The 13,619-nt window shown below is 58.7% G+C and carries 9 protein-coding genes; 3 read left to right on the plus strand and 6 right to left on the minus strand.

The annotated features are described in order from the left end of the window. Positions 1 to 104 precede the first annotated feature (104 nt). Positions 105 to 1,001 carry a DMT family transporter gene (locus ACOTXF_RS00630; protein WP_234115190.1) on the plus strand — a complete coding sequence of 299 codons (897 nt, stop codon included), beginning with the start codon at positions 105 to 107 and terminating at the stop codon, positions 999 to 1,001. Here ACOTXF_RS00630 and narI read toward each other — a convergent pair. The 5 genes from narI to ACOTXF_RS00655 all read right to left on the minus strand — a co-directional run bounded on the left by narI (position 998) and on the right by ACOTXF_RS00655 (position 9,435). Continuing rightward, a complete protein-coding gene (gene narI / locus ACOTXF_RS00635) occupies positions 998 to 1,675 on the minus strand; it encodes a respiratory nitrate reductase subunit gamma (RefSeq protein WP_021240339.1) in 678 nt (225 codons plus the stop codon). The two genes, ACOTXF_RS00630 and narI, sit on opposite strands and share 4 nt — an antisense overlap. Then, positions 1,675 to 2,385 carry a nitrate reductase molybdenum cofactor assembly chaperone gene (gene narJ, locus ACOTXF_RS00640; RefSeq protein WP_232926605.1) on the minus strand — a complete coding sequence of 237 codons (711 nt, stop codon included), beginning with the start codon at positions 2,383 to 2,385 and terminating at the stop codon, positions 1,675 to 1,677. Before narJ ends, narI begins: the two co-directional genes overlap by 1 nt. Beyond that, positions 2,382 to 3,917 (minus strand): nitrate reductase subunit beta, encoded by a 1,536-nt coding sequence (narH, locus tag ACOTXF_RS00645; protein WP_048961750.1) that lies wholly within the window; start codon positions 3,915 to 3,917, stop codon positions 2,382 to 2,384. Before narH ends, narJ begins: the two co-directional genes overlap by 4 nt. Further along, entirely contained in the window at positions 3,914 to 7,657 is a 3,744-nt protein-coding gene (locus ACOTXF_RS00650; protein ID WP_048967366.1) for a nitrate reductase subunit alpha, read from the minus strand. The genes narH and ACOTXF_RS00650 overlap by 4 nt, the downstream gene beginning before the upstream one ends. Positions 7,658 to 8,037: 380 nt before the next feature. Further along, entirely contained in the window at positions 8,038 to 9,435 is a 1,398-nt protein-coding gene (locus ACOTXF_RS00655; protein WP_021240343.1) for a NarK family nitrate/nitrite MFS transporter, read from the minus strand. A 309-nt stretch (positions 9,436 to 9,744) separates the two neighbouring features. Between ACOTXF_RS00655 and narX the strand changes: the two genes are divergently transcribed. Continuing rightward, positions 9,745 to 11,541, plus strand: coding sequence for a nitrate/nitrite two-component system sensor histidine kinase NarX (narX, locus tag ACOTXF_RS00660; protein WP_021240344.1), 1,797 nt, complete (start codon positions 9,745 to 9,747; stop codon positions 11,539 to 11,541). Further along, positions 11,534 to 12,184 (plus strand): two-component system response regulator NarL, encoded by a 651-nt coding sequence (gene narL / locus ACOTXF_RS00665; protein WP_008499531.1) that lies wholly within the window; start codon positions 11,534 to 11,536, stop codon positions 12,182 to 12,184. The genes narX and narL overlap by 8 nt, the downstream gene beginning before the upstream one ends. Before the next feature lie 3 nt (positions 12,185 to 12,187). Here narL and ACOTXF_RS00670 read toward each other — a convergent pair whose 3' ends face one another. Continuing rightward, positions 12,188 to 13,594 carry a YchO/YchP family invasin gene (locus tag ACOTXF_RS00670; protein WP_232926617.1) on the minus strand — a complete coding sequence of 469 codons (1,407 nt, stop codon included), beginning with the start codon at positions 13,592 to 13,594 and terminating at the stop codon, positions 12,188 to 12,190. Between the last annotated feature and the right edge of the window lie 25 nt (positions 13,595 to 13,619).

A 13,619-nucleotide genomic window follows, 5' to 3' on the forward strand; every position in this document is an offset into this window, starting at 1 on the left:
TTTCACCTAATTTTAAAAAGTCATTTACCTTTTCAACCTTATCTCACCCCTGTAAAACCCGACAGCGATTTTCGACAATAGCGTCATTAATCAGGAGGTGGATGATGCGTGATTTCCATAAAGGCGTGTGGCAAATGAGCCTCGCGATGTTAATTTCCGGCTCTATCGGCGCGTTTGTTTTGCTCTCCGGTCTGCCGGTGACGGAAGTGGTGTTCTGGCGCTGTCTTATCGGGGCTATGGCGCTTTTTATTTTTATCCGGGCAAGTCAAAAGCCCTTCAGCCCCCTCACCCGCACCACGCTGCTGCTGGCTATTCTTGGCGGCGTGGCGCTCGTGGTGAACTGGCTGCTGCTCTTCGCGGCCTATGAGCGTATCTCAATTGGTCTTTCAACCGTGGTCTATAACACCCAGCCTTTTATGCTGGTCTTGATGGGGATGTTTCTGGGCGAACGCGTCAGCCTGGTGAAATGGGGCTGGCTATTCCTCGCCTTTGGCGGCGTGGTGATCCTGCTCTCCAGCGAGCTGACCGGCGCGCATGGCAGCGAATGGCTCACCGGAATAGGTTTGGCCATGGCCGCGGCCTTCTTCTACGCGCTGACGGCAATCATTGCGCGCAAACTGAAAACAATCGCACCGCAGCATATTGCCTTTATCCAGGTGCTGACCGGCGTCGTGATGCTTTTGCCGTTTGCCAGACTGCCGTCATTTTCCGGTGATTTCCCCTGGCCGATGCTGCTGACGCTCGGCATTGTCCATACCGGCATTATGTACCAGCTGCTCTACAGCGCAATTCAGAAGCTGCCTACGCCCATCACCGGCTCCCTGTCGTTTATCTATCCGGTGGTGGCAATTGTTGTCGATAATCTGGTGTTCGGACACGCGCTTAACCTGACGCAGCTGGCGAGCGGCGCGCTGATCCTGTTTGCTGCCGCAGGCAACAACCTGGGCTGGGGTGAAAAAAAACCCCGCGAGCGCGGGGTTAGTATCAAAACGGCGAATTAGCGACGGGCGCGTACAATCTGGTATTTGCGCGTCAGGTACTCCACCGGCGCGCTCCAGATGTGGACCAGGCGGGAGAACGGGAACAGCACAAACAGCGTCATCCCCAGCACCAGGTGAACGCGGAAGATAAACGCCACGCCGTCCAGGTGCTCAGATGCTCCGCCGTGGAAGGTCACCACGGACTGCGCCCAGCCGACCAGCTTCATCATTTCGCTTCCGTCCATATGCTGCGCCGAGAACGGAATGGTCAGCAGACCCAGCGCGCACTGTACCATCAGCAGGGAGAGGATCAGGATATCCGCTGCGGTTGTGGTCGCACGCACGCGCGGGCTGAACAGACGACGCTTGAGCAGCAGCAGGCCGCCAACAAGGGTCATCACGCCGCAGGCACCGCCCGCGATCATTGCCATCTTCTGCTTCACCTCAATCGGCAGCCACGCTTCATACATCCAGTGCGGCGTCAGCATCCCGAGGAAGTGACCGGCAAAAATGCCCAGAATCCCGATGTGGAACAGGTTAGACGCGACGTGCATCCCCTTGCGGTCCAGCATCTGGCTGGAGGCGGCACGCCAGGTGTACTGGCCATAATCGTAACGCAGCCAGCTTCCCACCAGGAACACGGTGCCCGCGATATACGGGTAAATGTCAAAGAAGAACATATTCAGGAAGTGCATTAGTGCCGTCCTCTGTTAGAGATATTCAAATATTGCGGGGCAACCGCGCCGGCAAAGCGGCGCTGGTGAGCAGCGATTTCAGACTCGCCGCAGTTCTGGTCAGCAAAGAATTTGACCTGCTCTTCTTCCCAGACCGCATCCAGCGCCTGTGGCGTATCGTCACGGGCCTCATCGGCGATTTTCTCCACCACTTTTTCACTGTCGACAGAGGCGTTGGCGAGCTTCACCAGCAGATCGAACAGCACCGCGTAGCGGCTCTCACGCTGCTGAAGACGCGCGCCGAGCAGCGCCAGGATCGGCGCGATGTCCTGCAGACCGCCCAGCGCCTCTTCTTTTGGCAGCTGCGCCAGATATTCCAGATAGAGCGGCAGGTGATCCGGCAGCTCGCGGCTGTCGAGCTGCAGGCCGTGCTGCTCGTACTGTGCCATCAGGTCAACCATCGCCTGACCGCGGTCGCGGGATTCACCGTGAACGTGTTCGAACAGCAGCAGCGAGGTCGCACGCCCCCGATCAAACAGCTGACTGTAGTCCGCCTGCGCATCAAGAAGATCGCGCGCCAGCAGGTCACGGAGGAAAACGCCAAGCCGCTGGGCATCTTCTTTATCCAGGTTTTCAGATGCCGCAAGCGCATCAAAAAGTTCCTGCTGGTGCTGCGCCAGCGCAGCATCCGGGTACTCGAGCAGACGCGAAACAATGACGAGTTCAATCATGAGTGCGGCTCCGTTTTACTGGTCACATCCATGGCGTCGATGCGGCGGCTGTTGAACAAGTTGAATTTGCTGTCTGACCCGTGGCAGCCGTCGCCAAAGGTAAAGCCACAGCCGTTTTTCTCCGGGAAGGCCTCGCGGGCCAGCTCACGGTGGCTGCTCGGCACCACGAAACGGTCTTCGTAGTTGGCAATCGCCAGATAGCGGTACATTTCCTGCGCCTGCGCTTCGGTCAGACCGACCTCTTCCAGCGCGCGGGTGTCGGTTACGCCGTCCACGGTTTCGGCACGCTTGAAGTGGCGCATCGCCAGCATACGCTTCAGCGCCAGCAGTACGGGCTGGGTATCCCCTGCGGTCAGCAGGTTGGCCAGGTACTGAACCGGAATACGCAGGCTCTCCACGTCCGGCAGAATGCCGTTGCTGCCCAGCTCACCCGCGTCAGCGGCAGACTGAATCGGCGACAGCGGCGGCACGTACCAGACCATCGGCAGCGTGCGGTATTCCGGATGCAGCGGCAGGGCCAGCTTCCAGTCTATCGCCATTTTGTACACCGGAGACTGCTGCGCGGCGTCGATTACGCTCTGCGGAATGCCGTCCTTCAGCGCCTGCTCAATCACCTTCGGATCGTTCGGGTCGAGGAACACGTCCAGCTGACGCTGATACAGATCCTTCTCGTTCTCGGTGCTCGCGGCGTTTTCAATCGCGTCCGCGTCGTACAGCAGCACGCCGAGGTAGCGAATACGGCCTACGCAGCTCTCGGAACAGACGGTCGGCATACCGGCTTCGATACGCGGGTAGCAGAAGATGCACTTCTCGGACTTGCCGCTCTTCCAGTTGAAGTAGATCTTTTTGTACGGGCAGCCGGTGATGCACATGCGCCAGCCGCGGCACTTGTCCTGGTCGATCAGCACGATGCCGTCTTCTTCACGCTTGTAGATGGCGCCGCTCGGGCAGGTCGCCACGCACGCCGGGTTAAGGCAGTGCTCGCACAGGCGCGGCAGATACATCATGAAGGTGTTTTCGAACTGGCCGTACATCGCCTTCTGCATGTTCTCGAAGTTCTGGTCTTTGGCGCGTTTTTCGAACTCGCCGCCCAGAATCTCCTCCCAGTTTGGACCGCTGGTAATTTTGTCCATGCGCTGACCGGTGATCAGCGAGCGGGGACGGGCGATCGGCTGGTGTTTACCTTCCGGCGCGTTGTGCAGATTCTGGTAGTCGTAGTCAAACGGCTCGTAGTAATCCTCGATGCCCGGCAGGTGCGGGTTAGCAAAGATTTTTCCCAGAAGCCAAGCGCGGTTACCCATGCGCGGCTGCAGCTTGCCGTTGATTTTGCGGATCCAGCCGCCCTTCCACTTCTCCTGGTTTTCCCAGTCGGTCGGGAAGCCGGTGCCCGGCTTGCTTTCCACGTTGTTGAACCAGGCGTATTCCATACCTTCGCGGCTGGTCCAGACGTTTTTACAGGTGACCGAGCAGGTATGGCAGCCGATGCATTTATCCAGATTCAGCACCATGCCGACTTGTGAACGAATTTTCATTTTACGCTCTCCTGTACCTGGTCATTACCTTCGCCGTCTAACCAGTTAATATTCTTCATCTTACGTACCACCACGAACTCATCGCGGTTCGATCCTACGGTGCCGTAGTAGTTAAAGCCGTAGGCCAGCTGCGCATAGCCACCGATCATGTGGGTCGGCTTCGGCGTAATGCGGGTCACGGAGTTGTGGATCCCGCCGCGCTGTTCGGTGATCTCTGACCCCGGCAGGTTCACGATACGTTCCTGCGCGTGGTACATCATGGTCATCCCGGCCGGTACGCGCTGGCTCACCACCGCACGCGCCGTCAGGGCACCGTTGCTGTTGAACACTTCGATCCAGTCGTTATCTTCAATACCCAGATCTTTGGCATCCGTTTCGCTCATCCAGACAATCGGACCGCCGCGCGACAGGGTCAGCATCAGCAGGTTGTCGCTGTAGGTGGAGTGGATCCCCCACTTCTGGTGCGGCGTCAGGAAGTTCAGCGCCTTCTCCGGGTTACCGTTCGATTTCGCGCCCATCACCGCTTTCACGGAGCGGGTGTCGATAGGCGGACGGTACACCAGCAGGCTTTCACCGAAGTCGCGCATCCACTGGTGATCCTGATACAGCGACTGGCGGCCGGACAGGGTGCGCCATGGGATCAGCTCGTGAACGTTGGTGTAGCCCGCGTTATAGGACACATGCTCGTCTTCCAGACCTGACCAGGTCGGGCTGGAGATAATCTTGCGCGGCTGGGCCTGAATATCGCGGAAGCGGATTTTCTCTTCCTCTTTATTCGTCGCCAGATGCGTATGGTCGCGACCGGTGAACGCGCTCAGCGCCGCCCAGGCCTTCACCGCGACGTGGCCGTTGGTTTCCGGGGCCAGGGTCAGGATCATCTCTGCCGCATCAATCGCCGTGTTCAGTATGGGCTGGCCTTTCGCCGGACCGTCCGCTTTGGTGTAGTTGAGCTTGCGCAGCAGGTCCATTTCGCTCTGGGTGTTCCAGGCGATCCCTTTCCCGCCGTTACCGATTTTCTCCATCAGCGGGCCGATAGAGGTAAAGCGCTCGTACGTTGCCGGGTAGTCACGCTCAACCGGAATAATGTGCGGCGCGGTTACGCCCGGGATCAGATCGCATTCGCCTTTTTTCCAGTCCTTCACGTCCAGCGGCTGCGCCAGTTCGGCGGCAGAGTCGTGCTGGATAGGCAGCGTTACCACGTCAGTCTCTTTGCCGAGGTGCCCCACGCAGACTTCGGAGAAGGTCTTCGCGATGTCTTTGTAGATTTCCCAGTCGCTTTTTGATTCCCACGCCGGGTCAACGGCCGCAGACAGCGGATGAATAAACGGATGCATATCCGAGGTATTCATGTCGTCTTTTTCGTACCAGGTGGCGGTAGGCAGCACGATGTCGGAATACAGGCAGGTGCTGGACAGACGGAAGTCGAGGGTCACCACCAGATCCAGCTTGCCGTCGAGACCGTTGTCTTTCCACTCCACCTCTTCCGGCTTCACGCCGCCCTGCTTGCCGAGATCTTTCCCCTGGATACCGTTTTCGGTACCGAGCAGGTATTTCAGCATGTACTCGTGGCCTTTACCGGACGAGCCCAGCAGATTGGAGCGCCAGATGAACAGGTTGCGCGGGTGGTTTTTACCGTTTTCCGGCTGTTCTGCCGCGAAGCGGATTGAGCCATCCTTCAGGGATTGCACGGTGTAATCCACCGGTGACATGCCCGCTTTCTTCGCCGCTTCCGCAATGCGCAGCGGGTTAGTGCCCAGCTGCGGCGCAGACGGCAGCCAGCCCATACGCTCGGCGCGCACGTTGAAGTCAATCAGATGGCCGCTGTAGCGGGATTTATCCGCCATCGGCGACAGCAGCTCCTGCGCGGTGACCGTCTCGTAGCGCCACTGGCTGGAGTGGTTATAGAAGTAGGAGGTGCTGTTCATGTGGCGTGCCGGACGCTGCCAGTCAAGGGCAAACGCCAGCGGCTGCCAGCCGGTCTGCGGACGCAGTTTTTCCTGACCCACGTAGTGCGCCCAGCCGCCGCCGCTCTGGCCGACGCAGCCGCAGAAGATCAGCATGTTGATCAGACCGCGGTAGTTCATATCGAGGTGATACCAGTGGTTAAGGCCCGCACCGACGATGATCATGGAACGACCGTGAGTCTTGTCGGCGTTTTCCGCAAACTCGCGGGCGATACGCACGATCTGCGCGCGTGGAACGCCGGTGATCTGCTCCGCCCATGCCGGGGTATAAGCCTTCACGTCGTCATAGCCGGTGGCGCAGTTTTCATCACCCAGACCGCGTTCCAGGCCGTAGTTCGCCATGGTCAGATCATAGACGGTGGTGACCAGCGCGGTAGTCCCGTCGGCCAGCTGCAGGCGTTTCACCGGCAGCTTGTGCATCAGAACGTTTTTCAGCTCAACCTTGTTGAAGTGCTCGGAACCTTCGCCGCCAAAGTACGGGAAGCCCACCTCAGCGATCTCGTCCTGGCTACCCAGCATGCTCAGACGAAGTTCCGTCTCTTCACCGGTCGTGCCGTTACGCTGCTCAAGGTTCCACTTGCCCTTCTCGCCCCAGCGGAAGCCGATAGAGCCGTTTGGCGCCACCAGCTCACCGTTGCTGTTATAGGCGACGGTTTTCCAGTCTGGGTTATTTTCCTGGCCCAGCGCGTCCACCAGATCGGCGGCGCGCAGCGTACGGCCTGCGGCGTAGTAGCCGTCACGCTCTTCGAGCATCACCAGCATCGGCATGTCAGTGTAGCGACGGACGTAGTCGGTGAAGTACTGGCTTGGTTTATCCAGGTGGAACTCGCGCAGCATGACGTGACCCATCGCCATCGCCATCGCGGCATCGGTCCCCTGTTTCGGTGCCAGCCACAGGTCGCACAGCTTGGCGATTTCGGCGTAGTCCGGGGTCACCGCCACGGTTTTGGTGCCTTTGTAACGCACCTCGGTAAAGAAGTGCGCGTCCGGCGTACGGGTCTGCGGCACGTTTGAGCCCCAGGCGATGATGTAGCTGGAGTTGTACCAGTCGGCGGACTCCGGCACGTCGGTCTGTTCGCCCCAGGTCTGTGGAGACGCCGGCGGCAGGTCGCAGTACCAGTCGTAGAAGCTCAGGCAGGTACCGCCGATTAAGGAGAGATAGCGCGCGCCGGAAGCGTAAGAGACCATCGACATCGCCGGGATTGGCGAGAAGCCTGCCACGCGGTCAGGACCGTAGGTTTTCACGGTGTAGACGTTGGAGGCGGCAATCAGCTCGTTCACCTCTTTCCAGGAAGAGCGAACGAAACCACCGCGACCGCGCGCCTGCTTGAAGCTTTTCGCTTTGTCGGCGTCCTCGATGATGGATGCCCACGCATCAACCGGATCGCTGTGCTGCACTTTCGCTTCACGCCACATTTTCATCAGGCGTTTACGCATCAGCGGATATTTGAGACGGTTGGCGCTGTAGAGATACCAGGAGTAGCTGGCGCCACGCGGGCAGCCGCGCGGTTCATGGTTCGGCATATCCGGACGGGTACGCGGATAGTCGGTCTGCTGCATTTCCCAGGTCACCAGACCGTTTTTAACGAAAATCTTCCAGCTACATGAGCCAGTGCAGTTTACGCCGTGGGTAGAACGGACGACTTTGTCATGCTGCCAGCGCTGGCGGTAACCGTCTTCCCAGTCCCGGTTGGTATCCAGAACCTGGCCGTGCCCATCGGCAAACGTTTCGCCCTTCTGCTTGAAGTAGCGAAACCGGTCCAAAAACTTGCTCATCGGGTATCTCCTGTATGGAGCCTGTGGCTCTCTAAATCGACATTGCTGATTTGCAGCGAAGGTAACGCCCTGAAAGAGAGGGAGAATTGATAACGATCAAGACGACGAGGGACTTTCAGGCGAGGGATTACACCAAATACCACCAAAGCGGTATCTTTATAAATTTCATATCTATATGAAATATAAGGTTATTTCAATTTCATCCTACAAAAGACCAGGCAAAATTTAACATCTCAGGTATTAAGGGGTAGAGCGCCCTGGAAAGCGATGGCGATCACAGTGTTGCCTGCGGAGTTCCTCAGCTGGGCTTTCAGTATGTTGTAACTATTTTGGCCCCAAAAAAAACGCGGCCCGAAGGCCGCGTAAACGGATAATCACACTTACTTATTTTTTTTGGTATTACGGCCATATACCAGCCACGTAATCACAACGCAGGCGATATAGAAGATGAGGAAGACCTTCATTGCACCCGCCGGAGAGCCGGTCAGATCCAGCGAGATGCCGAACGCTTTCGGAATAAAGAAGCCGCCAATTGCGCCAATCGCAGAGATAAAGCCCAGTGCTGCAGCCGTATCCGTTGCCGCTTCACGCATCGCCTGCTCTTCGCTTCCGCCCTGCGCCTTCACGCGGTCCATCGTCAGCTTACGGAAGATCACGGAGATCATCTGGAAGGTAGACGCACTCCCCAGCCCGGCCGTCAGGAACAGCACCATAAATACGCCGAAGAAGGCGATGAAGCTCCCGCCCTGTCCGTCAGCAGGCAGCGTCAGGAACAGCAGCGCACAGAAGACTGCCATCACGACGAAGTTAACCAGCGTCACGCGGGTCCCGCCCAGACGGTCGGATACCATGCCGCCCAGCGAACGCGCCAGGGCGCCAATAAACGGACCGAAGAAGGCGAATTGCAGGATCTGCACGTCCGGGAACTGCGTTTTCGACAGCATCGCGAAGCCCGCCGAGAAGCCGATAAACGAACCGAAGGTCGCCAGATACAGCAGCGCCATCACCCAGAGGTGTCCACGCTTCAGCACCGGCAGCTGTTCGCTCAGCGACGCCTTCGACGCGGACAGGTCATTCATAAAGAACCAGGCTGCAAGGGTGAAGACCACGAGGAACGGCACCCAGATCCAGGCTGCGTTTTGCAGATAGAGGGAAGAACCATCCGCCTGCTCAACGCCACCGCCGCCAAAGGCTGCAAAAATGGAGACCGAGATCGCCAGGGGAGCGATCAGCTGCATCACGCTCACGCCCATATTGCCCAGACCGCCGTTAATCCCCAGCGCGCCGCCCTGCTTCGCTTTCGGGAAGAAGAAGCTGATGTTCGCCATGCTGGAGGCGAAGTTCGCCCCGGCAAAGCCGCACAGCAGGGAGATAATCACGAACACGCTGAACGGCGTGGAGGTATCCTGCACCGCGAAGCCGAGCCACACGCAAGGGACGATCATGATGCCCGTACTGAACGCCGTCCAGCGACGGCCGCCGAAGACCGGCACCATAAACGCGTAAGGGACGCGCAGCAGCGCGCCTGACAGCGACGGCAGCGCGGTCAGCATAAACAGCTGATCGGTTGTGAACGTAAACCCGACTTTAGGCAGGTTTACCGCCACCGCGCTAAACAACATCCACACGCAAAACGCTAACAACAAGCACGGCACGGAAATCCACAGATTCCGGCTTGCTACACGATGGCCGCGCTGTTGCCAGAACGCCGGATCCTCTGGACGCCAGTCAGTAATAACGGCACCATTTTCCCTTTCGGGAGCGGATGAGTGACTCATAGACACCTCTGATTCTCGAATGATGCTGCAAACATTAGGGTTTTAGGGCGGCGGTAAGTTGATATAAATCAAAGGAAAAGTGGGAGGATTTGCGGCGTAAAATAAGGCCTCACCCTTAGTGAGTAGGCTAATTCGGTAAAAAAGACGTGGTTTTTCACGGTACTGACGGTTCCCTGCAGCGCCCACCTCTTCCCCCCTACTCCGTTGGCAATTTAGGGGTAATCCTTTATTGGTATGGGTATACTCCAGGGTATGCACCAGAATAGCGCCATTCCTGCAAGCAGGCCACGTCAGGAGCACGCCCACTCTATGTTAAAAAGATGCTTATCTCCGCTAACGCTCGTGAATCAGCTCGCCCTGATTGTTTTGCTGTCCACCGCCATCGGCGTGACCGGCATGGCGATCTCCGGCTGGCTGGTACAAGGGGTACAGGGTAATGCGCATGCCATCAACGAGGCAGGCTCGCTACGCATGCAGAGTTACCGTCTGCTGGCGGCGGTTCCGCTGACGCAGGACGATCGGCCTTTAATCGATGAAATGGAGCGCACGGCGTTCAGCCCCGAGCTGGAAAATGCCGCCATCCGTGCCGGTCAGCAATCCCAGTTGAACGCCCTTCAGGGGTACTGGCACACCCAGCTGCAGCCGGGCCTGAAACAGGCACGCAGTACAGAAGCCGTTGCCCAGGACGTGGCGGGGTTTGTCTCCCGCATTGACGCGCTGGTCTCCGCGTTCGACCAGACGACCGAATTACGCATCGACCGGGTGGTGATGGTGCACCGGGCCATGGCGCTGTTTATGGGGCTGCTGCTGATCTTCACCATCGTCTGGCTCCGCGCGCGTCTGCTGAATCCCTGGAAACAGCTGCTGGCGATGGCCCGCGCGGTCACCGCACGCGATTTTACCCAGCGCACGCACATTAGCGGGCGCAACGAGATGGCCATGCTCGGCCAGGCACTCAATACCATGTCGGCAGAGCTCTCCGAGAGCTACGCGGTGCTGGAGCAGCGCGTACAGGAAAAAACGGCCGGGCTGGAGCAGAAAAACGAGATCCTCTCTTTCCTCTGGCAGGCCAACCGTCGCTTGCACATGCAGGTGCCGCTATGTGAACGTCTCTCACCGGTGCTGAATGGCCTGCAAAAGCTGACCCTGCTGCGCGATCTGGAGCTGCGGGTCTACGATGTGGAAGACGAAGAGAACCACCAGGAATTTACCTGTCAGTCCGATATGTCCTGCGATGACAAAGGCTGCCATCTTTGCCCTCGCGGCCTGCCGCCGCTGACCTCCGGCGGCACGACCCTGAAGTGGCGCCTGACGGACAGCCACACTCAGTACGGCATTCTGCTGGCCACCCTGCCAACCGGACGCCACCTGAGCCACGACCAGCAGCAGCTGGTGGATACGCTGGTTGAACAGCTGACGGCCACGCTGGCGCTCGACAGGCATCAGGAAAAACAGCAGCAGCTGATCGTCATGGAAGAGCGCGCGACCATCGCCCGCGAGCTGCACGACTCCATCGCCCAGTCGCTTTCCTGTATGAAAATGCAGGTGAGCTGCCTGCAGATGCAGGATGCGGAGATGCCCGACAGCAACAAGCAGCTGCTCAGCCAGATCCGCAACGAGCTGAACACCTCCTGGGTGCAGCTGCGCGAGCTGCTGACCACCTTCCGTCTGCAGCTGACCGAGCCGGGCCTGCGCCCGGCGCTGGAATCCAGCTGTCACGAATTTAGCGCCCGGCTGGGGTTCCCGGTGAAGCTGGATTACCAGCTGCCGCCGCGCTTTGTCCCCTCCCATCAGGCCATACATTTACTGCAGATCGCCCGCGAAGCGCTGAGCAACGTGCTTAAACACGCTGAAGCAACGGCGGTCACGGTCACCGTCAGCCAGCACGACAATCAGGTGAAACTGACGGTTCACGATAACGGCCGCGGCGTGCCGGAAAATGCCGAACGCACTAACCACTATGGTTTAATCATTATGCGAGACCGCGCCCAAAGCCTGCGCGGTGATTGCCAGGTTCGCCGGAGAGAGACGGGCGGCACGGAAGTTGTCGTCACCTTTATTCCCGAGAAACCGCTTACAACTGCTCAAGGAGATACCCATGACTAATCAGGAACCGGCATCCATCCTGTTGATCGACGACCATCCGATGCTGCGTACTGGCGTGAAACAGCTGGTCAGCATGGCGCCCGATATCACCGTGGTGGGCGAAGCCAGCAACGGCGAACAGGGCATTGAGCTTGCCGAATCCCTCGATCCCGATCTGATCCTGCTCGATCTGAATATGCCGGGCATGAACGGACTGGAGACCCTCGACAAGCTGCGGGAAAAATCGCTTTCCGGACGCATCGTCGTCTTTAGCGTGTCGAACCATGAAGAGGATGTGGTCACGGCGCTGAAGCGCGGGGCGGATGGCTATCTGCTGAAAGACATGGAGCCGGAAGATCTGCTTAAGGCGCTGCAGCAGGCGGCGGCGGGCGAGATGGTATTGAGCGAAGCCTTAACGCCGGTGCTGGCCGCCAGCCTGCGCGCCAACCGCGCCACCTCTGACCGTGACGTCAGCCAGCTCACGCCGCGCGAGCGCGACATTCTCAAGCTCATTGCCCAGGGCCTGCCGAACAAAATGATCGCTCGCCGCCTGGACATCACCGAAAGCACGGTCAAAGTGCACGTGAAGCATATGCTGAAGAAAATGAAGTTAAAATCTCGCGTTGAAGCCGCCGTGTGGGTGCATCAGGAACGCATTTTCTAAGGATTACTCCTCCGGCAGCAGCTTCCAGCGCGGGTCGTCATCAGGCAATGCGACCAGCGGCTGCACCACAGCAAGCGTGATCTCATTGGACGAGACGCGCTGGCCTTTCTCATCTTCTACCACTGCCGAGAGGTGCCAGCGGTTTGTCGCACCTTCCTGTTCATTCCAGGCAGGTATAATCACGCTCCAGCCGTCTGCGCTGTTACTTTTGGCCGGCGACGTCAGGCTCAATGCCTGCGTATCCCCCTGCCAGTGGATCTGACGGATGCCGTGCGTGCTGCGAACCTGCAGCTTCAGCATAACGGTCTCGCCCCCTTTCAGATCCCACGGCGGCGTGGCCAGCCAGACGGACAGCGTTTTACGCTGGCGGAACTCCATCACCGGCAGGCTAGTGCGTTCCGGTGAATCGTAGCGGCTGCCGCGCAGGGATCGCGTCGCGGCGACCTCATCGGCGGTAAGCTGCTTAGCCAGCGGCACGCCAAAGCGGTAGTTGAGCTTCAACCCAAGGTTATTCTGGCTCTCGCCGCTTTCGCCCTGCTTGTGCCCGGCGGTCAACGTGACCAGCGGAACGGGGGTATAGTTAAGCCCCAGATTGACCGCAACCGGATTGTGGTACCCGGTTCCACTGTTGAACAGGTCAACGTTATCGCCAAAGTACTGCTCAACGCTGACGCTGGTGTTCAGGTGATGAAACCACGGCAACCAGGCTTTAGCGGTCACGTCATATCCGCGCGCCATGCGCTGCTCCTGAACGTCAGATCGCGCGCGCCATCCGGCAAAGGGCTGATAGTAGTTCGCTGAGAGGCGCAGATTTTCCCCCCACGCTTCCGCGCCCAGCCCGGCACGCTGCAGGTTTTCATCGAGAAGATTATCGTAAAAGGTGTTGTAGCCCAGCAGCCATTTCCCCGCGACCCAGCGCTGACCGATTCCGGCGTTACTGACCAGGCCATCCGTCTGCTGCGTCAGGCCAAGCTGGCTCCAGCTGAGGTAACGGTTAGTATCATTCCACGGAATAAACCAGCTCCCGCTGCTGCCGTTAAATTTGCCGTCATTATCCACCAGCACGTTCACGCTGGCGTTTCCCCAGGGCGACAGCCAGGACTCAATCTGCTGGTTCACTTCCCCGCTTACCGCGTCGCGCACCTGACCAAAGGCAAACTGACGCGCCTGCTCGCCGGTCGTCAGCCCGTTGTCGGTCATGCTGGCTTCACCGAAGGCTTTCGCCATTTCGGCGAGGTGTTTCTCCCCTTCGCCCGTTGGCGCCGCCAGGCCGAGATCGGGCAGACTATCCCCATTATTATCAAAGGGGTGCTGCGCCTGATGCATAAAGGAATTCGGCGCACCGTGAACGGCTCCGGCCGTAAGAAGGGGGAGTAAAAACAGCAAACGAATGCGGGACGATACAACCATCAACGTCGTCAATAAGAACCTGTGT

This window comes from Enterobacter cloacae complex sp. IR53041, from assembly GCF_049238285.1.
GTDB lineage: Bacteria > Pseudomonadota > Gammaproteobacteria > Enterobacterales > Enterobacteriaceae > Enterobacter > Enterobacter roggenkampii.

Coding starts and splice junctions, on each gene's coding strand:
- ACOTXF_RS00650 (WP_048967366.1), bottom strand. CDS start 7,657: ATGAGCAAGTTTTTGGACCGGTTTCGCTACTTCAAGCAGAAGGGCGAA.
- narI (WP_021240339.1), bottom strand. CDS start 1,675: ATGCACTTCCTGAATATGTTCTTCTTTGACATTTACCCGTATATCGCG.
- narH (WP_048961750.1), bottom strand. CDS start 3,917: ATGAAAATTCGTTCACAAGTCGGCATGGTGCTGAATCTGGATAAATGC.
- narL (WP_008499531.1), top strand. CDS start 11,534: ATGACTAATCAGGAACCGGCATCCATCCTGTTGATCGACGACCATCCG.
- narJ (WP_232926605.1), bottom strand. CDS start 2,385: ATGATTGAACTCGTCATTGTTTCGCGTCTGCTCGAGTACCCGGATGCT.
- narX (WP_021240344.1), top strand. CDS start 9,745: ATGTTAAAAAGATGCTTATCTCCGCTAACGCTCGTGAATCAGCTCGCC.
- ACOTXF_RS00655 (WP_021240343.1), bottom strand. CDS start 9,435: ATGAGTCACTCATCCGCTCCCGAAAGGGAAAATGGTGCCGTTATTACT.
- ACOTXF_RS00630 (WP_234115190.1), top strand. CDS start 105: ATGCGTGATTTCCATAAAGGCGTGTGGCAAATGAGCCTCGCGATGTTA.
- ACOTXF_RS00670 (WP_232926617.1), bottom strand. CDS start 13,594: ATGGTTGTATCGTCCCGCATTCGTTTGCTGTTTTTACTCCCCCTTCTT.